The organism is bacterium (assembly GCA_035281585.1).
GTDB lineage: Bacteria > UBA10199 > UBA10199 > DSSB01 > DSSB01 > DATEDP01.
On record DATEDP010000038.1, the window covers coordinates 1 to 23,367 of the forward strand.

The 23,367-nt window shown below is 59.0% G+C and carries 18 protein-coding genes; 11 read left to right on the forward strand and 7 right to left on the reverse strand.

Annotated features, from left to right (window positions below):
• On the reverse strand, nucleotides 1-354 hold a 354-nt coding region (locus VJR29_02710), incomplete at its 3' end, for an aldo/keto reductase (GenBank protein ID HKY62305.1).
• 56 nt (nucleotides 355-410) lie between these two features.
• Nucleotides 411-938: a hypothetical protein gene (locus VJR29_02715; protein ID HKY62306.1), complete on the reverse strand. Its 528-nt coding sequence runs from the start codon at nucleotides 936-938 to the stop codon at nucleotides 411-413.
• 534 nt (nucleotides 939-1,472) lie between these two features.
• Here VJR29_02715 and VJR29_02720 point away from each other — a divergent pair.
• The 6 genes from VJR29_02720 (at nucleotide 1,473) to VJR29_02745 (ending at nucleotide 10,927) form a co-directional block, all read left to right on the forward strand.
• Nucleotides 1,473-5,918 (forward strand): sigma 54-interacting transcriptional regulator, encoded by a 4,446-nt coding sequence (locus VJR29_02720; protein HKY62307.1) that lies wholly within the window; start codon nucleotides 1,473-1,475, stop codon nucleotides 5,916-5,918.
• 139 nt (nucleotides 5,919-6,057) lie between these two features.
• Nucleotides 6,058-7,350, forward strand: coding sequence for a hypothetical protein (locus VJR29_02725; protein ID HKY62308.1), 1,293 nt, complete (start codon nucleotides 6,058-6,060; stop codon nucleotides 7,348-7,350).
• A 47-nt stretch (nucleotides 7,351-7,397) separates the two neighbouring features.
• On the forward strand, nucleotides 7,398-8,225 hold the full coding sequence (locus tag VJR29_02730; protein ID HKY62309.1) for a Nif3-like dinuclear metal center hexameric protein: 828 nt from the start codon (nucleotides 7,398-7,400) through the stop codon (nucleotides 8,223-8,225).
• A gap of 44 nt (nucleotides 8,226-8,269) precedes the next feature.
• The gene (locus tag VJR29_02735; GenBank protein HKY62310.1) at nucleotides 8,270-9,040 is read left to right on the forward strand and encodes a methyltransferase domain-containing protein; all 771 of its coding nucleotides are present in this window, start codon (nucleotides 8,270-8,272) and stop codon (nucleotides 9,038-9,040) included.
• Entirely contained in the window at nucleotides 9,040-9,585 is a 546-nt protein-coding gene (locus tag VJR29_02740; GenBank protein ID HKY62311.1) for a RidA family protein, read from the forward strand. Before VJR29_02735 ends, VJR29_02740 begins: the two co-directional genes overlap by 1 nt.
• 364 nt (nucleotides 9,586-9,949) lie before the next feature.
• Nucleotides 9,950-10,927 carry an IS30 family transposase gene (locus VJR29_02745; protein HKY62312.1) on the forward strand — a complete coding sequence of 326 codons (978 nt, stop codon included), beginning with the start codon at nucleotides 9,950-9,952 and terminating at the stop codon, nucleotides 10,925-10,927.
• Between the two features lie 136 nt (nucleotides 10,928-11,063).
• Here VJR29_02745 and VJR29_02750 read toward each other — a convergent pair whose 3' ends face one another.
• On the reverse strand, nucleotides 11,064-11,450 hold the full coding sequence (locus VJR29_02750) for a response regulator (protein ID HKY62313.1): 387 nt from the start codon (nucleotides 11,448-11,450) through the stop codon (nucleotides 11,064-11,066).
• A gap of 341 nt (nucleotides 11,451-11,791) precedes the next feature.
• On the opposite strand from VJR29_02750, the gene VJR29_02755 reads away from it, so the two are divergent.
• Nucleotides 11,792-13,024, forward strand: coding sequence for a porin (locus tag VJR29_02755; GenBank protein ID HKY62314.1), 1,233 nt, complete (start codon nucleotides 11,792-11,794; stop codon nucleotides 13,022-13,024).
• 234 nt (nucleotides 13,025-13,258) lie between these two features.
• Nucleotides 13,259-14,437: a porin gene (locus tag VJR29_02760; protein ID HKY62315.1), complete on the forward strand. Its 1,179-nt coding sequence runs from the start codon at nucleotides 13,259-13,261 to the stop codon at nucleotides 14,435-14,437.
• A gap of 324 nt (nucleotides 14,438-14,761) precedes the next feature.
• Here the strand turns inward: VJR29_02760 and VJR29_02765 are convergent, their stop codons facing one another.
• Together VJR29_02765 and VJR29_02770 are read right to left on the reverse strand one after the other, a co-directional pair.
• Nucleotides 14,762-15,283, reverse strand: a complete 522-nt coding sequence (locus tag VJR29_02765) for a hypothetical protein (protein HKY62316.1) — start codon at nucleotides 15,281-15,283, stop codon at nucleotides 14,762-14,764.
• Between the two features lie 5 nt (nucleotides 15,284-15,288).
• Nucleotides 15,289-15,792, reverse strand: coding sequence for a hypothetical protein (locus VJR29_02770; protein ID HKY62317.1), 504 nt, complete (start codon nucleotides 15,790-15,792; stop codon nucleotides 15,289-15,291).
• Between the two features lie 281 nt (nucleotides 15,793-16,073).
• Between VJR29_02770 and VJR29_02775 the strand changes: the two genes are divergently transcribed.
• From VJR29_02775 to VJR29_02785, 3 genes are all read left to right on the forward strand, one after another.
• Complete coding sequence (locus tag VJR29_02775) at nucleotides 16,074-16,637, forward strand: secondary thiamine-phosphate synthase enzyme YjbQ (GenBank protein HKY62318.1); 564 nt, start codon at nucleotides 16,074-16,076, stop codon at nucleotides 16,635-16,637.
• 346 nt (nucleotides 16,638-16,983) lie between these two features.
• Nucleotides 16,984-18,363 carry a delta-60 repeat domain-containing protein gene (locus VJR29_02780; protein HKY62319.1) on the forward strand — a complete coding sequence of 460 codons (1,380 nt, stop codon included), beginning with the start codon at nucleotides 16,984-16,986 and terminating at the stop codon, nucleotides 18,361-18,363.
• A gap of 4 nt (nucleotides 18,364-18,367) precedes the next feature.
• On the forward strand, nucleotides 18,368-20,827 hold the full coding sequence (locus tag VJR29_02785) for a hypothetical protein (protein ID HKY62320.1): 2,460 nt from the start codon (nucleotides 18,368-18,370) through the stop codon (nucleotides 20,825-20,827).
• Between the two features lie 58 nt (nucleotides 20,828-20,885).
• Here the strand turns inward: VJR29_02785 and VJR29_02790 are convergent, their stop codons facing one another.
• Both VJR29_02790 and VJR29_02795 read right to left on the reverse strand, forming a co-directional pair.
• Nucleotides 20,886-22,094 (reverse strand): sulfotransferase, encoded by a 1,209-nt coding sequence (locus tag VJR29_02790; GenBank protein ID HKY62321.1) that lies wholly within the window; start codon nucleotides 22,092-22,094, stop codon nucleotides 20,886-20,888.
• Nucleotides 22,091-23,356: a sulfotransferase gene (locus VJR29_02795; GenBank protein HKY62322.1), complete on the reverse strand. Its 1,266-nt coding sequence runs from the start codon at nucleotides 23,354-23,356 to the stop codon at nucleotides 22,091-22,093. Before VJR29_02795 ends, VJR29_02790 begins: the two co-directional genes overlap by 4 nt.
• Nucleotides 23,357-23,367: the final 11 nt, after the last annotated feature.

Genomic DNA, 23,367 nt, shown 5'->3' on the forward strand with positions numbered 1-23,367 from the left:
GCCGAGGTTCTTGAGCGACGTTTCGGTTTTCCCGATCAGGTAATCGGCCGGAAAGGCCTCCTCGGCCCGAATCCCCGGCGTCGGCGGCCATACCATGTTTTTGGGCGGACATTTGGTGGCCACGTAGGGGCGATGGCCGGTCTCGCGCAGGACTCGTCCGATCAAGCGCTCGGCGTGGCCCTTGCCGTAGATCCAGGCAGTGTCGATGAGATTGATCCCCCGCTCCAGGCCCAAGCTCAGGGCCCGAATCGATTGAGCGTCGTCGCGCGCGCCCCACATGTAGCCCATGGCCCAAGTGCCGTGGCCGATTTCCGAGACTTTAAGGTCGGTGTTGCCGAAACTGCGGTAACGCATCGCCGAGGAGATCCCTCACTTCGTTCGGGATGACAAGCGTGTTGGCCAAGATAGGATTAAATCGTGGCACCAGGCTGAGGCGTCGGCGCCAAGGGAGCCGGAACCGGCGTCGCCGGCGGAGGAACCGTCACGTCGGTGGGCGGGCTTTTTTCGCCGCCGACGTTTTGGACGAAGCGCAGGGTGTCGCCCTGGGTGCCGGTGAGCCGCATCCGGAAGGACCCGTCGGAAGCGGCGACCACGGCGCGCTCGGTTTGATCGATCGGCGAATTGGGGCTGGTTTGGGCAACGGCCACGCCGAAGAGCCAGGCCTGCCACCGGCTGGCCTGGATGACCTGGCCGCCCTGGTCGAGGTTGGCGGCGCTGACCACGGCGTCGGGCAGCACCGAGCCGGGCTCGCCGACCACGGCGACCACTCCGGTGGGATCGGGACCTTGGATTTGCATGAGCTGGGAAACCGGAGCCGGGATGCCGACCGGCGGCGAAACGCCGCCGCAGCCGGCAAGGCTCAAAGCCAGGAGCATGGCGGCGAAGCCAAGGGCATGGCGGATCGCCCGCCGGAACATGCCTTTTCTCAATCTCGCCATCGGTACCTCTCCTCCAAGCGATACACTATGAATCGAGCCGCCCCGCCTCGACAAGCGGATTTCCGTCTCAGGGAACAACGCGGAAAACGGAAAAAAAGGTCGCGCTCTCGATAACGATCGAGGGGCACTCCATACACCTCGACAGAAACCTTTGTGAACGCGACCTTAAATCTTTTTTTCAAAAAGCCCGTCGGCCTTTCATCCTTTCAGGCCGGCGAGCTTTGCAGATCGGGGATCCTTATCTTTCGCCAACCTTCGTCCCTCTGCTAAAGTATATAAGCAAGTCAAATGCCAAATTGGCGGAATAATTTTTGATACCTGGTTCATTTCTAAAAACATTACCTATATGATTAATATTATTTGATTTATTTTCTATCATTGGGTTCGCCTGATGCTCCGTCCCTTGGCATTGCTAATCTGATTCTTCATTATATATTTAAAAACAATAATAAATTATTATTGATTGCAAACTAATTATTCATTTTTAAGATTTTCCCTCTTTCCGCGCCGGCCGGCCTTCGATAAAGTGGGCCCATGAGCGAAACCCCGGCCCTCATCGATCACCGCTACGAAGTTCTTTCCCGGGTCGGAAGCGGCATGGCCGGGGAAGTGTTTCAGGTTCGGGGGCCCGAAGGCCTGGCCGCCCTCAAGCTGCTCCGCGAAAAAGTCGAGGGCTTGAGCGATGAGGAGAGGCTGGCGACTTTCAAATTCGAGTTCAGCCTGCTCAAGGGCCTGGAGCACGCCAACGTCGTCCGCATTTTCGATTTCGGCCACGACGAAAATTTGCGCCGGCCCTATTTCACCCAGGAATGGCTCGAGGGCCGGACCCTGGCCTCCGATGGCGCCGCCTGGTCCTATCCGCAAGTCCGCGACATTTTCATTCAAGCCTTGCAGGGCCTGGCCTATCTTCACTCGCACGACGTCCTGCACGGCGATCTCAAGCCCGAAAATCTCTTCCTGCTCTCGAGGCCCGGCGAAGCGCCGCGCCTCAAGCTCATCGACTTCGGCATCTCCCGGCCCGATTTGGCCAAGTCCGGCGGAACACCGCCTTACTTGGCGCCCGAGAAAATTCTTCGCGAGACGGTCGACGCCCGGAGCGACCTCTATTCCCTGGCCGTGACCTGCTACAGCTTGCTGGCGGGAAAGAACCCTTTCCTGCGCCAAAACATCTTCGCCACTTTCCGGGCCCAGCTCCACTATCTGCCGCCGCCGATCGCCACCTTGCGGCCCGAGGTCGAGCCGGCCTTCTCGGCCCTGCTCGACCTGATGCTGGCCAAGAACCCGCGCCAGCGCCCGGCTTCGGCCGAGGACGCGTTGAAATACCTCGAGACCAACGGCGCGGTGGCCTTGGCCCCGGCTCGGCCCCGCTCCCTGCCCAAGAGCTTCGTCGGGCGAAGCGAGCTTTTGGCCGAGGCCAAAAGCTTTCTCGCCGGCTTGAAGCGCGGCGCCAAGGAGAGGGCCCTGCTGCTGGTCGGCGAAAAAGGCCTGGGAGCCGAAGCCCTGCTCACCGAGCTGAAATACGAGGCCGAGCTCCAGGATTTGGAAGTTCAAACCGGCGCCGAGGAAAAGGGCGAAGGGCTGGCCATTCTCTCGGCCGAGGAATTCCGGAATCTGCCGGCCAAGCCGCGCTTCGCTTCGCTGGCCACGGCGCTCGAACCCGAGGCCGCCGCCGCCGCGGCCGCCCAGCTCGCCGCTTGGCAACCCCGGCTCTTGCAGCTGCGGCCGCTGAACCTCGCCGAAACCGAACAATACCTCCGCGAAACCACTCGCAACGCCGAGCTGCCCCGAGCTTTCGTCGAGGGCTTGCAAAAATTCAGCGGCGGCTATCCCGACACCATGCGGGCCGCGCTGGAGTCCTTGCTCCAAGATCCGCTGATCGTCGACGCCTCCGGCAAGTGGCACCTCGCGGCCTACCGCGAGTCGGTGCCCGATTTCTTCGGCCTGGCCTCGACCGAAACCGATTGGAACCGTCTTCTTGATCAAGAAAAATCGCCGGAGCGGCGCTGGCAGCTGGAGCTTCTCCAAGCCGAGGCCTTGGCCAAGGAAAACCGCCTCGATCCGGCCCGGGAGATCCTCGGCCGCTTGGAGTCCGACTTGCCGAGCCTCTTCTCGCGGGCCGAGCGCTTGGAGCAAAAACCGCGGGTTTGGGAATTGCGCGGTTGGATCTTCGCCAAGCAGGGCCGCTACGCCGAAGCCCGGGAGGATTTCGCCGCCGCCCTCTCCTTGCTCAAGGAAACCGCCGAGCCGTCGCGGAGCTTGAGCCTGCGCCTGCGGAACTTCCTCGCCTTCCTCGATCTGCAAGAAGGCCGGACCGAAGCCGCGATCCGCGAATTCGAAAGGACCCGCGAAGAAGCCCGGGCCCTGCCGCCGGCCGAAGCCCGGCTGGTGACGAACAACGAGCTGGCCAACGCTTACCTCGCGGCCGGGCGCTTGAACGAAGGCATCGCCCAGCTCAAGACCGATTTGGATTTCTTCGCCAACCACCCCGACGCCTTCTTCAAGATGAAAGTCGCCTACAACTTGGGCGAGGCCCTGGCCAAGGCCAAGGATTATCCCGGCGCCACCGAGGCCTACCGCCGGGTTGCCGAAACCGCACGGCTCGAGCGGCATTGGGATTACTTGATCCGGGCCTACAACGGCCTCGGCAATGTCGCCTCGCTGGTCGACAAGCGGCCCGAATCGCTGGACTACTACCAGCGCAGCTTGGCCCTGGCCGAGTACCGCCGCGACTTCCTCTGCGCCGCCACCGTCGCCCAGAACCGCGGGGTGATCTTGAGCGAGCTCGGCCGGCTCGAAGAGGCCGACCGCGACATCGAGCTCTCCAAGCGCTTGGTCGCCAAGGTTCATCCGTCCTCCCATACCCGCTACCTGATGGCCCGGGCGACCTTGGAGCTGGGCGAGATCTGCCGCAAGCGCAAGGACTTCGCGACCGCCCGGGCCTATTTCGCCGAGGCCCGCAACCGCTCGGAGGAGGACATCCACCTCAAATCCTTCCGCTTCTATCCGCTGGCCTCGATGGCGGCCTTGGCCCTGGACGAAGGCGACTTGGAAGGCTTCCGCCGCTTGGCGCCCGACCTCATTCATCTCTCCGAGGGCGAGGCCGAGAAGAAGGCTTTGCAAGAATTGCTCGGACGGGCGCCGGTCGATCCGCGGGCCGGACGGGAGGAAAAGCCGGTCTCTCGGGTGAAGTTCGACGCCGAGGCTTCGGATTCGGCCCTCTCCAACATCCTCAAGATCAACCGGGCCTTGCTCACCGAACGCGACCCCCGGCTCTTGTTCCGCAAAATTTTGGAGCACGCCGCCGAGCTCTGCGGAGCCGAGACCGCGCTGCTCTTGCTCGAGGACGAGCGCGAGGGCTTGACCGTCCGCGAAGCTTTCAACACCGAGCTCGATCCCGGCCAGATCGAGATCAGCCAGCAGATCGCCCGCCAAGTCTTGGAGAGCGGGAACCCGGTGGTGACGCCCGACGCTCAGCACGACCGCGGCTTCAGCCAATTCCAGTCGGTGGTGGCCTTGCATCTCCGCTCGATTGCCTGCGTCCCGATCCGGGCCGGCCTCCGCTCGGTCGGCGTCCTCTACCTCACCCACCGCTTCCAGACCGACCTCTTCAATCCCCGGATCCTGCGCTTGCTCGAGGCCTTCGGCGACCAAGCCGGCCTGGCCCTGCAGAACGTCCAGAACTTGAAGCGGCTGGAGCAGATGAACGCCAAGCTGCAGGGCCAGCTCGAAGCCGCCGAGGAGGAGATCGACCGGCTCAAGGTCGACCTGCGCGGCCAGCTCAAGAATCCCTATCCGCGGATCCTCGGCAAGAGCCGGGCCATCGTCGAGATCCTCGGCTTGCTCGACCGGGTCAGCGACACCAACTTGGCCATCTTGATCTTGGGCGAGACCGGCAGCGGCAAGGAGCTGGTGGCCCGCTCGATCCACGAGCATTCGCGGCGCCGCCAGGCTCCCTTCGTCGCGGTCAACTGCGGCGCCATCCCCGAGAACCTGATGGAGAGCGAGCTCTTCGGCTACAAGGCCGGCGCCTTCACCGGCGCGATCCGCGACAAGAAAGGCCTGCTCGAGGAAGCCCAGGGCGGAACTCTCTTCCTCGACGAGATCGCCGAGCTGCCGCTCAACACTCAGGCCAAGCTGCTCCGGGCTTTGCAAGAAAAGGAGATCGTGCGGCTCGGCGACACCCGGCCGCTGGCGGTCGACATCCGCGTCATCTCCGCGACCCACCGCCGGCTCGAGGAGTGGATCGCCGATGGAAAATTCCGCGAGGACCTCTACTATCGGGTCGCCCAGATGGTCTTGCAACTGCCGGCGCTGCGCGAGCGCCGCGAGGACATGCTGCTGCTGGCCAATCACTTCTTGGAGCAGAGCGTCCAGGAGCATCGCTTGGCCAAAGCGCCCCGGCTCGCCCGCGAGGTCTTGACCTTGATGAACGCCTACGACTGGCCGGGCAATATCCGGGAGCTGGAAAATTTCATCCGGACCTCGGCCGCCTTTTCCGAGCGCGGGCTCATCCGGCTCGAAGCCATCCCGGCCTTCCTGCGCCAGCGCTTGAGCGCGCCGCCCGAAGCGCCGGCGATTCCCGACCGGCCGCCGCTGGCCGCGGTCAAGTCGGCCACAGCGCCGGCCGCGGCCGAGTTCGACCACTGGACCTGGGAACGCTATGAGGAGGCGCTTTACGGAACGGTCCTCGCCCGCTGCGCGATGAACTGCGAAAAAGCGGCCCGCGAGCTGGGCGTCGGCGTGGCCACGGTCTACGTCAAGGTCCGGAAGTACGAGCTCAAGGCCAAGGCCGAGGCCTGGCGAAGCTTCCCTTCGTTTCCCGAAGGCACCACCGTCGAGGGGCTCCGCCGCAAGGTCATCCTCGAAACCCACCGGAAACTTCATTCCAGCGCCTATGCCGTCGCCAAGCAGCTCGGGATCAACGTCGGCACGGTTTACCGCCAGCTGCGCGAGGCTCCGGAGGCCTCTCTTTCAAATTGAGAATATTCTCATCTTGATAAGGACTTAGCAGCCAAACGGGCCTAAGTGCTTAATTTTGCTTGGCTTAATTTGTTAGCCATGGTCTAAATTTTGCAATAAACAAAGATCGGGCTCGCTGATGTTTTTTGGAGGCCCTTTCATGTCTTTTTTCTTCCGTCTCTGGACCATCCTTCTCACCCTCTCCATGAGCCTAAGCTTCAGCGCCTGCAGTAAAAAAGACGGCGGTGAAGTGTCGGTCCCCGGGGCCGAAAGCTCGGCCGATTCCAATCTCGGCGTCGAGGGCCTCGGCACCGTGAAGATCAGCGGCGAGCCGGGCAAGGATCTCTGCAGCGCCGAGGGCGACGCCTATGAGCGCTTCGCGGTCCTCACCCATCAACCGCGGGACTATGTCTTTCAAGTCGCCCAAGTTTCGGGCTTCCATGCCGTCTATCAGGCCAAGCCGGCCAGCTATACGGTGGCCGACCTCAGCGCGATTCATAACTACTTCGTTCAAGCCGACAAGCTGGTCTACGGCACCTTGAACGCCGACATCGAAAACGCGGTGATTCGCTTCGGCGGCAACGTCGGGCGCTACGGCTCCGATCCGACCGACGAAAAATGGGAAAACCTCGATCGAGCCTACGTCGCCTTGGTCCGGCTGCTCCAGCTTCGGCAGACGCTTTACGCGGCCTATGCCGCGGTCTTCGGCCTCTCGGGATCGATCGCTTGGGTGCCGGCTTACGACGGCGAGATCGCCAACGTCACCGCGATCAAGGATTTCTTGGCCAAGCTCGACGACGCGAGCTTCTCGACCCAATACCACCTGAACCATTACCGCAAGGATCGGATCCGCGACGCCGTCGCCACCATCGCTCAGGGCATCGCGGTCCGGGTCGGCGACAAGGACTACGTCCTTCACACCGGTTTCTCGGTCGAGAAGAAGACCGCGGTCGTGACCTTGGTCGACATCGCCGACGAGGCGGCGCTGGAGTTCCGGCCGACCAAGGAAGAAGTGATGACCGCCTTGAAGGATCAGATCGCGGTCGTCGTCGCCCAAGCCAAGGACTTCGAAGCCCAGCTCGAGGTGGCGGTCGCCAACCAAAGCGCCGAAGCGGCGGTCCTGCGCGAGAAATACAAGGCGGTCCAAGCCGAGCTGAGCCTGCTCCAAGCCTTGGGCTACTTCGAAGCCAAGGCCGTCCTCGACGCCAACTTGTCGACCAGCACCACCGTGAACCAGAATCAACAGTACGAGGCCATCACCGATCTCAGCGCCACTTATAGCCCGCCGTCGAATGGGAACAGCTACACGCCGGTGAACGGATTCAAGGCGACTTACACGCCGGGCAACAACTCGGCCACCGGTTACACCGCGACCTATAACGACGACGTCCGGCTGGTCTGGACGCCGCAATATCAATCGGCCGAGACTCAGCCGGCGGCGCCGCAGCAGTAGAGCAATTTTCCTTCTCCCGGCGGCGAGCCCGCGCTAGAGTCGGAGCGGTGAAGAAACTCGTTTCGCTCCATGAGATCCAAGCTTATCTCGAGCGCTTGGCGCCGCCGACGCTGGCCGAGGACTGGGATCCGGTCGGCTTGCAGGTGGGCAGCCGCTCCGAGGAAATCCACGGCCTACTGGTCGCCTTGGACGCCACCGAAGCCGCGCTCTGGGAGGCGGTCGAGCACGATTGCAACTTGCTGGTCACCCACCATCCGCTTTTCTTCAAGGCGCTGAAGCGGCTCGACGACTCGACGCCGGCCTCCCGGGTCGCCCGTTTGGCGGCCCAGACCGGAGTTTCGATCCTTTCCTTTCATACCAATCTCGATGCCGCCGACCGCGGCCTCAACGAAGATTTGGCCCGCAAGCTGGGGCTGCGCGGCCTCCGGCCGCTGCTTGCCTCGCGCGATCGCCGGCATCCCAAAGCCGGCCTGGGGCGCCTCGGGTCGGTGACGCCGACCAAGCTCAAGAGCTGGCTGCCCAAGGCGGCCCAGGCTTTGGGTTTGGCCAACCTGCGCTACGTCGGCGATCCCAACCATCCCTTGCGGCGGATCGCGGTGATGACCGGCAGCGGCGGCGGATTTTTCGCCGAGGCCAAGGCCGCCGGCGCCGATCTCCTGGTCACCGGCGACGTCAAGTACCACCATGCGCTGGACGCCTTGGCCGAGGGGATCGCGCTGGTCGACGTCGGCCATTTCGCCGGCGAGATCGGCATGGTCCCGCTTCTGGCCCGGGAGCTGCGGACCTGGGCCCGGCGCAAGAAGCACAAGCTGCCGGTTTTCGAAAGCCAAAGCGGCGCCGATCCTTTTCAATTTTGGAATTCCCAAGCCCCGTAATCATTTGGCAAAGCCGGGCCCCTTTGCTTAAACTGAAAACCGCTATGCAGAAAATGCTCACCAGCCTCATGACCAAGGTCGGCACCGTGGTCGAGAAAGTCGCGTCGACCGTCTCGAAGAAGAAGCCGGCGACCAAACCCAAAAAAACCGGGGTCATCGACACCGAGGGCCAGGACTTCGGCTTCATTCAATGGAACGAGCGCCAGCTCCACGGCCTGCTCGCCGGCGCCGAGCGCAAGGAGATCGTCCCGCTCTTTCCGGCCTTGAACGGCAAGAAGTGCCTTCACCTGAGCCCCGGCGGCGAGAATTACCTCGAGACTCTGGCCAAGCGCGGCGCCCAGGACATCGTCGAGCTCGACGTTTCGCGGGCCACGGCCACCGCTCCGGCGGCGGCTCCCACCGCCGCGCCCCATGCCAAGGCCCGAGGCTCGATCGAGCATCTGCCCTTCGCCGAAGAGAGCTTCGACTTCATGATCTACCCTTCGGCCCTGGCCTGGCGCTCGGACTTGCCGGCCCTGATCCCGGAAGCTTCGCGCTGTCTCAAAGACAGCGGGCGGGTCCTGTTCACGACGATCCATCCCTTTTTCGAATACCTGATGAATCCGCGGCTCGGATTCAAGAAGCACATCGACACTTTGTTCTCCACCCTCAAGAAGCATAATTTTTTCACCGAGGAGTTGAAGGAAGGCACCATCGACGACATCATGAAGTCGGTGTCCTTGCCGCCAAAGTTGAGTGAGGACCTCAAGCGCTATCCCGGCCTGCCCTTGGTCTTGACCGTGAAGGCGCTGCGCCTCGCGCGGAGGAGAAAATAATGGAAAAAAAGCCGGCCGCGCCCGCATCCGAAGAAACCGCCCTGCCGGCCACCACCACCGGCCCCGGCGGCAAGCAGCTCGATCCGATCGAGAAGAAGCTGTTGGGAATGCTGCTCAAGCTCCCGGTCGACCTGCCGCCGGCCCTCGGCAGCTACATTCCGGTGACGCGGGTCGGCAACCTGGTCTATATCAGCGGCCAGCTCCCGATCTTCAACAACAGTCTCGGTGCCTACAAAGGCCGGCTCGGCAAGGAGATCACCCTCGAAGCCGCCATCCGCGGCGCCAAGCAATGCACCCTCAATGCCCTGGCCCTGCTGAAATCCGAGATCGGCCGGCTCGACAAGGTGAAGCGAGTCATCAAGGTGGTGGGTTTCGTCTCCGGCATGCCCGGCTTCGTCGACCAGCCCAAGGTGCTGAACGGCGCCAGCGATCTCCTGGTCGAAATCTACGGCGAGAACGGCAAGCATGTTCGCAGCGCCGTCGGCGTCACCGACCTCCCCATGGGCTCCTGCGTGGAAATCGAATACATCTTCGAAGTGCGGTAGGCGCGCGCGAGATCTCGGCGCGTTGCTTAAGATGTTTCTGCCCGGCCCTCCCCGACCTACCTCCGTGCTGATGCAAGGTCATCCTGAGCGAAGCGAAGGATCTGTGACCTCTTTTGGTAGATCATCCACCTTGGGCGGTCATAGATCCTTCGCTTCGCTCAGGATGACAGGCAAGTCGGCACAGTGGGAGGTCGGGGTCGGGGTGGGAGTGCCTCTCTCAGAATATCTCTGCAGGAGGGAGGGCGTAGGAGGGGCAAAAAATCCGACGGAGCAAAAAACTTAGGGGCTGACGAAGGAAGCCACACGGGTTCAATAAGCAAATGCAACACTTAGGGTTATAAGGTTTCTGCGGTACCCAAGCCGCATGAGCAAAAAGTTTAGGCACCTAAGCATCGAGGAGCGAGACCTGATAGCCGTGATGCGCGGCCAAGGGAAATCATTCCGTGAGATCGCCGGCAAGTTGGGCCGTTGCCCCAGCACCATTAGCCGTGAGTTTAAGCGTAATGCTCCTCCCATCTACACCGGTTATTACCTTGCCCATAAAGCCCACGAGCGTGCCGTCAAGAGAAACCGAGAGAGTCATCGGCGACCCCGGCTCAAAAGCCCTGAACTACGCCGTTATGTCTTAAGCAAGCTTCAGCTGGGTTGGTCGCCCGAGCTGATTGCAGGGCGCCTAGCTTTGCAGAAACCCTCGCTTCGTATCAGCCATGAGGCCATCTACCAATGGATCTATGCCGAGGCTGAGAATTTGGTCCGGTTTCTGGCTCGGGGGAAAAAACGACGGCGGCGTCGCTACCCGGGCAAAAAGCAGAAAAGCCTCCATATTCCTGGGCGAAATGGCATTGAACGGCGTCCCAAACACGTCGAAAAGCGTCTTAAAGCTGGCCATTGGGAATCCGATACGGCCGTCTCTTGGCAAGGCCAAGCCGCTCTGCTGGTGACAGTGGAGAGAAAGACACGTTTTACCCGGTTGCATAAACTTAATCGAAAGACAGCGGCATGGGTGCGGAGCACCTTGAACCGCTCTTTGAGCCGCCTCCCTGGAAAACTGCTCAAGTCTCTCACCTATGACAATGGCCGGGAAAACGTGGAGCATGAACGCGTCAACGCCGTATTGGGCACCCGGTCCTACTTCTGCACTCCCTTCCATAGTTGGGAGAAGGGCACGGTGGAGAACACCGTTGGTCTGGTTCGGCGATTCTTGCCCAAGCGAACGGACTTCGCTAAGGTCTCAAAGAATAAGATAAAATCCATTGAGCGCTGGCTCAATCATCGTCCACGGAAATGCCTCAACTTCAAAACTCCCGCTGAGGCCTTCGCCCTTGAGTGTTGCAATTGCTAGTTGAATTCAGCCCACCAAGTTTTATTGCGAAGCGGATTTTTTGGCCCGACTAGCCCGACCGGGCAGAATTCTGAGAGGCACTCCCACCCCGACCCCGACCGGGCAGAAAGACAAAAGCCAGCGGCATCACGGACTCTTAGGACTTCTCGAACATGTATTGGATTTTGCGGCCGAGCGAAGCGATGTGGAAGGGCTTGGTGACGTAGTCGTTGGCCCCGTATTCCAAAGCGCGGAGGCGGTCGGCTTGGGAGTCCTTGGCCGAGAGCATGAGGATCTGCAGATTGGCCCCGGCCTGCTCGGCTCGGATCTGCCGGCAAACTTCGATGCCCGACATGCCCGGCATCATGATGTCGAGGATGACCAGGTCCGGCTCCCACTCTCGAACCGACTGAATGGCCGTAAAGCCGTCGTCGACGCTCCGAATCTCATAGATGGAGGGCTCCAGCATCCGGGTGAGAATCTTGCGGATCTGCGGATCGTCATCCACCACCAAAACCTTCCGTTTAATCGCTACTTCAGCCATCTTCCTCGACCCTTCGAGCGTTTAGAAAATTCATAACGCAGCGCATAAAGATTCTATTTGACTTTACCCCAAGCATCCGCCATTTAGCCGCAAAATTTGGAGCCTTTGCCTAAGGATAGAGCAAAAAACTTGACGTATAATTATATATAATTTAAGTGTGATTTTAATATAAGTAATTTTATTTTTCTATCGCCCGAGAGGTAGGACTGGGATTTCTAAGGGAATATCGGGCGAGGTTTCCAAAGCCAAATTTCGGATTTAAGGCGGATGAGAAGGGCATTCTTAAAGGGCCTTCCTCTATCCGCCACCCCTGTTCGGGTCTTTTCGACGGAGAAGATACGATGAAGAAGCCATTAGCCTACGCCCTCGCCGCCAGCCTCTTATCCCTAACCGGTTTCGGCCAGGCGCTTGCCGCCGAGTCCAAGGCCGCCGGCCTCGAGTTCAGCGGCAACGTCGACATCGTCACCGGCTGGCAGCACGATGACGGCTCGACTTTCGACGGCCCGGCACCGGGCGTCGGCGGCAGCTGCGCCTTCGGGCCCGGCGGATTGGGCTGCAACGCGGTCGACACCGCCGGATCGGGCTCGGGCCAGCTCGGCGATTTCCGCGGCTTGGCCGTTCCCAACCGCGACACTTTCAATTTCTATGTCGACCAGGTCGAGCTCGACCTCCAGAAGACCTTCGGCGAAAACATCCGGATCCGGGCCGACCTCGATTTCGGCCGCTTCCTCTCGGGCTCGGGCCGCACCACCCAGGCCGGCTCCAACTTCAACCTCGAGCAGGGCTACATCACCACCAATATCCCGGTCGGCAAGGGCATGGAGCTGCTGCTCGGCCGCTTCAACGCGCCGATCGGCTTGGAGAGCGTCGACCGGGTCGACAATGTCGCCCTCTCCTATTCCAATCTCTACCGCTACCTTCGTCCCCAGAACGTCACCGGCACCAAGATTTATTACGCCTTCAACGACAACATCGATTGGAACCTCTATCTCGTCAACAACCTCCAAGACGTCTTCGGCGGCGCAGTCGGGACCGACAGCGCCATTCCCTCCTGGGGAACTCGCTTGGGCTTCACCTGGGGCGGCGAGGGCAAGGAAAACACCGTCGGCCTCAGCTACGCCGGCGGTCCTGAGCAGTTCGGCAACAACGCCCATCTGACTCACATCATCGATTTGGATTTCAATCTCTACTTGGGCCAGCGCTTCAACCTGGGCGGCGAGTTCCTCTATCGGCAGGACAACGTGACCGGAGCTTTTCCTCCGGGCACTCCCAACAGCAAGGGCTTGGCCGGCTTCCTGCTGGTCAACTTCATCGCCAATCAGACTTGGAACATTTATTTCCGCTACGACTACATCCACGACATCGATCCGACCGGAGCCTACACCGGCCTCGACCAGCAGATTCACGACTTCAGCATCGGCGCCGGTTACCAGATCACGGATGGAGCCCAGCTCAAGTTCGAATACCGATTGGATCTCCACAACTACAGCGCCGCCGTCGCGGCCGCGCTGACCGGTGGCGATCGCTCGGCGATCTCCAACGCCCTCGCGCTGGAGTTCGCCTACAACTTTTAACGGAAAGGAGTGCTGCAGTTTTCGTCAGGTGCCAATAATTTAGGCGGATTGATCGGGCTAAACCGGGAAGGGCCCATTTTTAAGCCAGCATATTTCCATCGTTTTTCCGCCTTCTCTTTTGGCACCCCCCTTGCAGCCTAAGTCAGCAAAATTCCACAAGTTTTTTGTACATAACTGCCGGGTTGCGTGGCCTTTTGGGATCCTCGTTACCTTGGGAGAAAGAAGGAGATGACCATGAAAAAACTAACCATCGCGGCAAGCCTGCTCGCTCTGAGCCTGAGCTTGCCCGTTCACGCCGAGGATTCGGCGGCCGGCGGTGTCGAATTCAGCGGTAACGTTGACATCGTGACCGGTTGGCAGCACGACGACAACGCCGCTATCGGCGACATCAGCGGCGGTCTTCGCGACTTCCGCGGTGCCACCGCCCCCAACCGCGACACCTTCGGCTTCTACGTCGATCAGGTCGAGTTGGACATCCAGAAGAGCTTCGGCGAGCGGATCCGCTTGCGCGCCGACCTCGACTTCGGACGTTCGCTCTCCGGCTCGGGTCGTAACACCGATACCGGCCTGACCGGCTCCAACTTCGAGCTGGAACAAGGCTATGTCACCCTGGGTGTCCTGAAGGGTGAGTTCCTGATCGGTCGCTTCAACATCCCGATGGGTTACTACCTGGTCGATCGCGCCGACAACGTGACGATCTCCTTCTCGAACATCTACAACTTCGTCACCCCGACCAACGGAACCGGTGCGAAGATGTACTGGGCTTTCGGCGATCACTTCGACTTCCACCTCTACCTGGTGAACAACCTCTATGACTGCGTCATCATCGGCGCGGCCTGCTTGGTTGGCCCTCCGGGCTCCGGCGCCGACAGCGCGATTCCCTCGTGGGGTATGCGTCTCGGCTTCAACTGGGGCGAGGAAGGCAAGAAGAGCACCGTCGGCTTGAGCTATGCCGGTGGCCCCGAGCAACCGGACAACAACGCCCACCTCGACCACATGATCAACATGGACCTGGCCTGGAAGATCACCGAGAACTTCCTGCTCGCGGCCGAATTCCACTATCAGCAGCGCAACAACCTGCCGACGGTGGCCGGCCCCAACGCCAAGTTCTTGGGCGGCTTGCTGGTCCTCGACTATGCCCTCAGCGATGTCTGGGATATTTATTTCAGCTACGGCTATATCCACGACTTCCAGGGTAAGTTCACCGGCGCGGACCAACAGATCCACAACTTCGTGATCGGTGCCGGCTACCAGATCACCGACGGCGCGAAGATGAAGCTGGAGTACCGGATGGATCTCCACCACTTCGCTTCGACCACCGGCTCCCAAGCCACCCTGGTCACCCCGGCCGCCAACGGCGACACCACCTCGCTGTCGCACGCGATCGCTGCCGAGTTCGCTTACAACTTCTAAGCGAAGCCATTATTCTTCTAAAAGCCTCGATCCTCCGGGATCGGGGCTTTTTTTTGGGCCTCGAAATGACAAATTTTTCTCCATAAAACCCATGAGCAAATCTCCCGTAGCCTCTATGGACTTGAACCGGCATCAACTATCTGCCAAAGGCATTCGGCGCCGAAAAAACGTCGGAGATCATCTCGGGGACGGGATGACCGCCGTCTTCGGGCACGCCGATCGGAACGGCTGCTTTTTCAAAGCCTGCGAATTCTTGGGACTTGCTTAAAAGAAAAGCCTGGATCTCTTTGAGGAGATCCAGGCTCTTCAAGGATAAAGCCGGCCTTAAGGAGTCGAGCCGAAACTTGTGTCCAGCGCGCCGTTCGGCGTCAGCAGGGCCAAGAGAGTTTTCCGGTTGGAGTAGCCGGCCTGGTAGGCGCCGCCGGTGATCCAGATCCCGTCATCTTCATCCAGATCGATGGAGCCGTTATCATAGAGGGTGAAGCCGCTAATCGTGAGGTACTCGACGCCCGAGCTGCCGAACGTGGTGTCCAGCGTTCCATCGACATTGACCCGCGCCACCGCGAGGGCCGTGAAGGCGTTGCGATACCCGCCGACCACGATCTTATCGTCCGCTTGAATCGCCACTCCGCCGACGTTGCAGCCGGTGCCGCTCCCGCCGGTCGGGCAAGAGGTGGCGCCGGGGGCGGAGAGAAAAGCATAAGTCGCCTTGCCGGCGGTTCCGAAACTCGCGTCGGCCTGAAGGCTGCTCGTATAGCGCAATACGGTCGCCTGGTGGCTGGATGCCGGAGTGACCGTGGAAAAAATGCCCGCGAGGACGATGCGATCCTGCGAGTCGACCGCCATATCCTTCACAAAAGTATGACCGATGAGTGGAGAGGCCGTGGCCAGCAGAGCACCCGTCGCACCGCCGCGAAGCGAAGGGTGCCACCGAGACCGATGGCCGGCGAATCGAATTCCGGCTCAAGGGCCGAAAAGGTCTGCATATAGCTCGGATTGCCATTGGGGCCCCAGGTGCCGGCCAAGGCCAGCTTGTCGAAGGCGGAGTCGAACCCATACATGTTAGTTTTGTTGGGATGAATCAACACGCCGTCCGGCGCCATTGTCGTGTTGAGCGTTCCGTCCGAGTTCACGTGGGTGATCCCGGCGTAAAAGTTGGCCGGATTGGACGGCGGAACCCGAAAGGTGGAGGCAATCGCCGCCCCCGCGCCGACCGCCTCCACATACTCCGACAGCCAAACCGAGCTGCCCGCGGGCAACTCGCCGGGCAAGCTGTAAGACTGCTTGCCGGTTCCCGCCAGTGCGGCTGTGATGCCCAAAAGAAAAATCGCCACGAAGGCCGACAATATCTTCATGAGAAGTCCCTCCCTGTTTATGTTGAAGATGAATTATTCGGATGTGGAATTGGGAAGGATTTTACATAGCGAGGGAACTGGAGTGTCAAGCAAAGCGGGAGTGGTAAAAAAAATTCTCACGTCATTAAGAGTGAAACTAAGCGGTTGAAAGCGGCTCTGGATCTTCTCTCCACGGTCGTTTTTGTTTTGTCACTGGACTTGAAAATGTTATTTTTAAGTGAACCAACCAAGTAAACAGATCTCCTCGAAGCCGTCGAGATCCCGATAAGGAGGGGGAGATAATGGAACGTACGAGTCAGTCGACCACCGAAAATTTGAGAGGCGAAATTTCTTTGCTCGCCCATCACGCCCGGATCGCGGTTCAGACCAAACAGCAGAACCTAACCGACTTCGATCCTCGGCTCGCGCCGTTCATCGAACCGTCGGATTGCTTTCACATCCAAAACCTGACGGAGGAGCTGAAGCGAATCGTTCGCGAGGCGGGAATCGTCGACGGAATTCTCACGGCTCAGATCCTTCACACGTCGGCCACGCTCGTCGTCAACGAGCTCGACGAACCCATGCTCCTGACGGATTTGATGAGGAAGATCCGCCTCTTCGCCCCCAAGAGCGACTCGTATCTCCACAACAGCCCCATGAGGACGGTGAACCTCTGCGACGACGACAGCCATTGCGACCGCAACGGCGACGCCCACGTGAAATCCACCCTCTTCGGCCATCCGAGCGTGACGCTCATCGTCCGTGAAGGCCGCCTGGTCCTCGGCCAGTGGCAAAAAGTGGCGCTGATCGAGTTCGACGGGCCGCGCCCCCGCGAGGTCCTTGTCCAGGTGCTCGGGACAGGTTAGTTTCGGCGGCTACGGCCGGAAGATGGGAGATGCACTTATTAGATTTGCGTCAGCATCAGGAGCTGCTTCGAAAGCCTTCCTTTTGCCTTTATAGCCTGCTGAAAACCTATTTGTTAAGCATCGAGTCGTCCCATTAAAATCTCTCGCCTCCATCTATTCGAGCAGTAGCCTGGGCTTCCCAGTATTTCGAAAAGAATGCGACATGAGGTTGAAGGATCTTTACCGTGGAAGGAACAACTTCCCGAAAAACGGTCCGATAAATTTTTAGCAAACCTCACGCTGCTTATTTTAGAAATGCAACCAAGAGAGTAATTTTTCTTCCGCCGATACATTCGCCAGGACCCCTATGAAAAAATTTCTACTACTATTTGTTTTTATTTTTAGTCTCACGCTGAGCCTCAAGGCGGGGGCAAACCCGGCGGATCTTGATACAACTTTTGGAATCAGCGGCAAAGTTGTGGAGAATGTCGGTCCTTCTGATCGGATCTTTACTTTAGCTATGCAGTCGGATGGGAAGATTCTCTCCGGCGGCGCGGCGAGCAATGGAGTGGATGACGATTTGGTTCTTTTGAGGTTTTTGCCTACGGGCGAATTGGACTCCACGTTTGGAAACGGCGGCCGGGTAATTTCAAACTTTGGTGAGAATGAAGGGGCGGTCAAGATTTTTTCATTACCGAGCGGAAAAATACTAGCCGTTGGAACAGCCGAAACAACCAACAACGGAAATTTTCTGTTGGCTCGCTATAATTCCGATGGGACTTTGGACGCCAGTTTCGGAAGCGGAGGAACGACCGTCAGTGATTTAGGCTCCTTTGAACGCGTCATCTCTGCGACGCTCTATCCCGATGGAAAAATTCTGGTGACGGGTGCCCAGTTAGGAGGGGGCGTGACCGACGTGGCCTTGGCGCGCTACGACGCTAACGGAAATTTGGACGGTACTTTTGGATCCGGAGGGATTGTCATTCAGGACTTTGGAGGTTCTGAGACGGCTGGTGGGGTCGCTTTACAAAGTGGAGAAAAGATCCTGATTTCGGGAGATTTTAGTGATGGGGGAAATTCTGATTTTGCGCTCTTTCGCTTTGAAGGGGATGGCTTGCCCGATCTCTCTTTTGGTACGGATGGAAAGGTAAGGACTGATATCGCAACGATTGATGTTGAATCCGCTTTGACGGTGCAGAATGACGGGAAGTTGGTCCTCGTTGGTTCAGCCGGGGAGACTGACTCTTCCGGAAGCTTCGCTATCCTCCGATATAACCCGGATGGAAGTTTAGATTCAGGTTTTGGCACCGATGGCAAGGTTGTCACAAATTTTGGCAGCTCGGCTTTGGCAACGGCGGTCGCTTTGTCATCGGATGGCAAGATTATCGTTGCGGGATTTGCGGTTATGGCTCCTCCTCCAAACCCCTTAGAGTTAAATATCTTTGTTGTACGATATGAGAGCAACGGAGATTTGGATACCTCCTTTGGCAGCGATGGAAAGGCGGAGTTCAATTTCGGAACCTTCGAATTGGCTAATGCTTTAGCTCTTCAAGCTGATGGCAAAATCTTGGTGGCTGGAAACCAAGATGATGATTTTCTTGTGTTTCGCTTGGCCGACTCCGGAACGGGAGGTGGTTGTCAACTGAGCAAAGATCAAGCCGTCTTTACTCCTTTGTCTCTAGGTCTGCTTGCGCTTAGCCTTCTTAGCATGAGAGCACTTCTTTTGAAGTCCACCCAAAGGAAATAAGGGAGTGTCCGAACTTTTTTCCATTTCAAATTTGAACCGGGATTCGACTTGGGAGCCTTCCCTACCCTCGTTTTCGCTTCCTCAACTTCCTCGTCTTTTTTCTTATAGCGATTCGGAAGCTAAACCTTCGCTCCCATGGCCGATTCCATCGAGACGGTTTTCCTTTTCTCGGTTCTTCGGTCCGACCGAAGGATATCTGCATGGTCCTCGGCCTCTGAAAGCTTCCTTTCCTGATACGCCGGCACTTCCCCCTTTCATTATTTATTTGGGGATCTCGACCGCGGTGCATGGGGTGGCCTTGGGAGCCGCCGCATTGAGCGAAGAAGAGAAGGTTTCCCTTAAAGATCAGGCCAAGAGACGCAAGGAAAGACTGATCGAGGTAGCAACGGATGCGCTTAAGCAAAAGAAAGAGGACCTTGAGTTTCAACCCGACCCGAGCACGTTCCTAATCGAGATCGAGACCATCGGGGCCAATTCCCTTTCGGATGACGAAACCGGAAAGAGAGTTCAAAATCTTCAAAGCGAATTCGAGGATTTTCCCAGGAGCATTTCCCTTTATTCGGAGCTGAAGGATACCTTCTCACTCGCCACCCAACTTTATTACCGGCACTTTATGAATTACGGGAGAAGCTTTTCCCGGATCAGCGATTTTCTGGAATTTAAAAAAGGGAACTGCAGCGCCCAGACCAAGATGTTTTTGGCCGCCTTTTTTCACTCAGGCATTGCGCTGCCCGAAAGTTACGGCATCGGGGTGCAAGTTTTCAAAAGACATGTTCAGCCTGTCTTGTTCCACAAAAGGCCCGATGGAAAAATCGATTGGGTGCAGAATCTTATTTCCGGAAGAAAGAGTAAAGAGGTGGTGGCCCCGATTTATGATCCTGCGATTGTCTATGCCGGCTTTCTCATCAAACAAGGTCAAGATTCACCCATGAGCTTTAAAGATCTGCTTATTTCTCCAAGAGTCAGCTCAAATCCCATGCCTGACGAAAGGGCGGAGCAGGGCTTTTTTGTCAAGGAGGACTCCATCGATTTGCCTTCATCCGATATTCCATTCAACGGCGATGTGCCGGAGGATGCGATTCTGGAGGTCCCCCAATTCGAAGCGATGGAAGAGGAGGTACTTTCGCCCCCTGACTTCGAGGGAAGGGAGGAAACCGTTTCACCTTCGACGAATCCGGTGAAAGGGTCAGAATTTACCCAAGATTCTCTCGGCCCCATCGAGGAGAAAGAAGGAAAAAGAAGGGAATATCGCCTCTTCAGCGACGCGCCAGATCTTTTCTCAGATCGTTGGATTGATTTTGGGGTGGCTTGGTATCAAGGGGGCGATTCGATACTTTATTTTCGCACTTCTGAGCAAAGGGATCGTTTCTTAAACCTTCAGACCGACTCGGAAAGGATGATGTTTCTCACTTCGTTGGCGAGAGGTTCCTTAGCACGTCGGGAGGCCTCCGGGCGATTTCGGAAGATAGAAACGATAATGGCCGATCCCTATAAAATTTTTCCGACTCTTCAAGATGCGGATTTAGATCAAGTGATCTTATTTCTGAAGGAATGGGATCAGATGCGGGTTTTCTTGGAAGATTTATCGCGTCTATTGCCAGGTAACGTCTCCTTAACTGATGACGATCCAATAAGAGAATTGGCGGTTACCCAGATTATAGAACCGTTTTCCCGCACACGTGCCGTCGCCGAGAAAAACAGGCTTTTCCTCCGATCGATTGAAGAAAATCCCAAAGATATTATTTTGATGATAAATCAGGTCGGGTCCGTTTCCGCACGGATAAAGAATTTAAGCATTGTTCGAGGCCTCGAAAAGTTCCCTAAGCTCAAAGAATCGCAGAGACATTTCACCCCTTTGGGTGTCTTTCTATCGGACCCTAAAAAAGTGACTTACCTGGAAGCAAAAGGAGAACAGACCGCCTGGTCCCCCCCTTCTCTTGAAGAAAATTTTATCGAAGTGGAATTGCTCAACACGAATGATAGCTCCGCTTTTCCTCAGGCCCCGGTGCCCAAAAAAGGTTCGGTAGACCTGGCACAAAACAAGCCCGAGGCCGGAATTGTTATCTCCCCCCAAACGATGGTGGACCTGATCCTTTATGCACCTGTCGGTCCTCATCCCCGTGCGAGAAGGAGCGTTTATGATCGATGGGACCCTATTTTAAGCCGTGAACTCGAACGGAGCGAAAGGCTTAAGTCCGATCCCTTTCTCGCCGATTTAGTGGCCCATTGGTATATTAAGGGCCTGGAGAAAGCCTATCCCCAATTCACCCAGACGTGGATGGTGTTTCCCGCTCCAATCCCATTCGGTAATCCACCTAAAGATTACTCGAGGGTCAAGTCCCTTGTGACGCAGACAAGGGAATCGGGCCGCTGGAAAAATTATGTCCCCCCACACTTACTGTCCCGACTCAATAAGATCGAGAAGGCCCAGTCTCGGGAGATTTTTTCTGTGCCTCCCCCATGACGCTTGGGCCCAAAAGGAGCGGGGCTAAACTGCCCAGTTCGGTGAGATCGTTTCATGGTCAGGGCCGAATGCTCATATACTCCTCGAACGTTCTGTCGACTACATTGGCCGTCAAGCCGTAGCGTTCGAGCGAGTACTTGTGGGCTCCATGTTTGTCGACCGGATTGCTGTGGACCCATGCGGTGATGCCGCCGTCCAGCTCGGGACTGTAATCAAGCCCAAGATGTCGGTACGCTCGCTGGATTGCGCCCCGAGGATCCGCCACGATCTCTGCCATCGTAAGATCGAAGAGTTGGGCGGGGGGAATGAACGAACGTGCTTTTACCGCCCGGCTTGCCATCCACCCCCAAAGACGCAACCAGTCGCGACCCACCTGCCCTGGATCGACAGCGCGTCCGAGCATGGTTCGCGCGTGTTCTTGCAGGCTGCAGCCGGAAGCAGCAATGGTGCCGACCGGCCGATGAGTCCAGATGAAGCGAGCGTCCGGATATACCGCCAGGAGCTCCGCGATGCGAGACAGATGAGCGGGAGCCTTGAGCACCCAAGTTTTCGCCGGGCGTTTCCACTGGAGGAGCTTCAGCACGTCGCGATGAAAGCGCGTCGGGGGCAACCAATTCGTCGTGGTCAGCCAGTCGATGTAGGATGGTATGTGTCCCATGCCATTGAACGCTATCTCGGTGAATGAAAGGCTATAGAGGTGATAGCACTCGTCCGGAGCAGTGGCTTCGATGGAGTGTATGGCGCGTAGGCTCGGAGCGAGATATTCGAGGGCTCTTACCTTGCGTTTCGCGCGTTGGATGCGCGGGTCATCCGCCCCATCGCTTGGGGTCGATGGTGGCGATGGCTCCAGCAGTTCCCAGTTCGCCGGAGCGCGGAGCTTCGGGTCTGTTGCAAGCATCTTGTGCAGCATGGTTGTCCCGGTGCGAGGCAACCCGACGATGAATACCGGCGCGACGATTTTCTCGTCATGGATCTCGGGATGAGACGAGAGGTCTCGGATGATGCGCAAGCGTTGTCTCAGGCGATTGCCGATCTCCGATCCGACTCCGATCCTACCGATCAAGCTGAGGTTGGCCTCCGCCTCGAAGGCCCGGCATAAGACGCGGAAGCCGTCGCCGAGCTCGCCAAGGTCAGCGCAGCCCGTTGCCTTAATCGCGGATGCGAGATAGCGATCCGCGTCGATGGGGAGGGCGCGCACGCCGAGGTCTTCCAACCCACCGAATGCGCGGTTGGCAATTCGTACCGACAATGGCAACCGAAAGATCACCCCGACCCCACCTCGAACCGCTTGCGATAGTCGGCGAATGTCTCGGAGATCCGGCGCTCGTCGAGGCCGAAATCGGCCGCCCGGTAGACGTGCTTCCCATGGCGCTCGCGGCCGTGGTCGCGGAGCGTCCCCTCCATCGCCCGCCGCGCCTCGGCCGACAGGACCAGCCCGACCCGCGCGTATAGCCGCTCGACCTCGCCGATCGGATCCCGGACGAGGGCCTCATAGGCTACGTCGGCGAAGCGCGCCTCGCGGTGCCGGTCGCGGCTGTCCATCGCCCGATCGATCATGCGCCGCACCTTCCTCGTACAGTCGCGACCGATCTCGATCGGGTCAACCTCATCGCTGAACACCCCCCGGGCGTGGGCGAACAGGCTGCAGAGCGACGGTAGGATCCGAGCCGGGTCGCGATGCGTCTGCACGATGGTCGCGCCCGGGAAAACCGCGAGCAGCGTGTCGAGCCACTCGAGATGGTGCGGCGTCTTCAGCACCCAGCACCGTCCGCCCCCCTGCCAGGCGAGAAGCTTCAGCAGATCGCGGGCCCACACGTAGGCCGGCGTTTGATCCTGCTCCTCGAGCCACCGGGCGAAGCTCGGCACCCGCAGAAGCGCCTCCGCCACCGTGCTCCGGAACGAGACGTCAAGGAGCAGGAGCTCCTCCTCCGGTGCGTGGGCGTCGACCGGATGAACGGCCAGGAAGTCGGGGGCGAGGTAAGTGATCCCCCGCACGCTTCGCTCGGCCATCCGGATCCGGGGGTCGCGCCGGCCTTGGGCCAGGTGCCGACCCGGGAACGGCGCCGGATTGAGCGCTTCCCACGAACGAAGCGCCCGAAGCGAGGGGTCCGCCGCGAGCAGCCGGTGAAGGAGCGTGGTGCCGGTCCGAGGGAGACCGGCGATCACGATCGGCGGCGCAAGCTCGAGGTCTAGCACTTCCGGTCGGCGCGCGAAGAGCGAGACCGCACGCAACCGGTTCTGGAGCAGCCCGCTCAGCCGCTCCCGGATGAGGAGGCGCCCGACCGGGGTGAGCCGCGCCTCGCGCTCAATGGCGGCGAGCAGCCGGGCGAGCGGCTCCCGGAACGACGGCTCCCCGAAATCCTCGAGGCCGGCCCGGCGCTGGGCGGTCCGTAACAGCCGCTCCTCGCCGAGGTCGACCCGGCCAAGCCGGGCCCGCTCGAAGAGGCGGCCGGCGCCGTTGACGAAAGCGACTGCGCGCGGCCGGTACGGCCGGGCGTAGAGGGTTGAGGTGGCGTGCGACGGGTCCATTGGTAAATTCT

What these genes read in the sequence shown, in the direction of transcription:
- VJR29_02760 (HKY62315.1), top strand. Translation starts at nt 13,259, where the DNA reads ATGAAAAAACTAACCATCGCGGCAAGCCTGCTCGCTCTGAGCCTGAGC.
- VJR29_02715 (HKY62306.1), bottom strand. Translation starts at nt 938, where the DNA reads ATGGCGAGATTGAGAAAAGGCATGTTCCGGCGGGCGATCCGCCATGCC.
- VJR29_02720 (HKY62307.1), top strand. Translation starts at nt 1,473, where the DNA reads ATGAGCGAAACCCCGGCCCTCATCGATCACCGCTACGAAGTTCTTTCC.
- VJR29_02795 (HKY62322.1), bottom strand. Translation starts at nt 23,356, where the DNA reads ATGGACCCGTCGCACGCCACCTCAACCCTCTACGCCCGGCCGTACCGG.
- VJR29_02765 (HKY62316.1), bottom strand. Translation starts at nt 15,283, where the DNA reads ATGGCGGTCGACTCGCAGGATCGCATCGTCCTCGCGGGCATTTTTTCC.
- VJR29_02725 (HKY62308.1), top strand. Translation starts at nt 6,058, where the DNA reads ATGTCTTTTTTCTTCCGTCTCTGGACCATCCTTCTCACCCTCTCCATG.
- VJR29_02740 (HKY62311.1), top strand. Translation starts at nt 9,040, where the DNA reads ATGGAAAAAAAGCCGGCCGCGCCCGCATCCGAAGAAACCGCCCTGCCG.
- VJR29_02735 (HKY62310.1), top strand. Translation starts at nt 8,270, where the DNA reads ATGCAGAAAATGCTCACCAGCCTCATGACCAAGGTCGGCACCGTGGTC.
- VJR29_02780 (HKY62319.1), top strand. Translation starts at nt 16,984, where the DNA reads ATGAAAAAATTTCTACTACTATTTGTTTTTATTTTTAGTCTCACGCTG.
- VJR29_02775 (HKY62318.1), top strand. Translation starts at nt 16,074, where the DNA reads ATGGAACGTACGAGTCAGTCGACCACCGAAAATTTGAGAGGCGAAATT.
- VJR29_02755 (HKY62314.1), top strand. Translation starts at nt 11,792, where the DNA reads ATGAAGAAGCCATTAGCCTACGCCCTCGCCGCCAGCCTCTTATCCCTA.
- VJR29_02770 (HKY62317.1), bottom strand. Translation starts at nt 15,792, where the DNA reads ATGAAGATATTGTCGGCCTTCGTGGCGATTTTTCTTTTGGGCATCACA.
- VJR29_02750 (HKY62313.1), bottom strand. Translation starts at nt 11,450, where the DNA reads ATGGCTGAAGTAGCGATTAAACGGAAGGTTTTGGTGGTGGATGACGAT.
- VJR29_02745 (HKY62312.1), top strand. Translation starts at nt 9,950, where the DNA reads ATGAGCAAAAAGTTTAGGCACCTAAGCATCGAGGAGCGAGACCTGATA.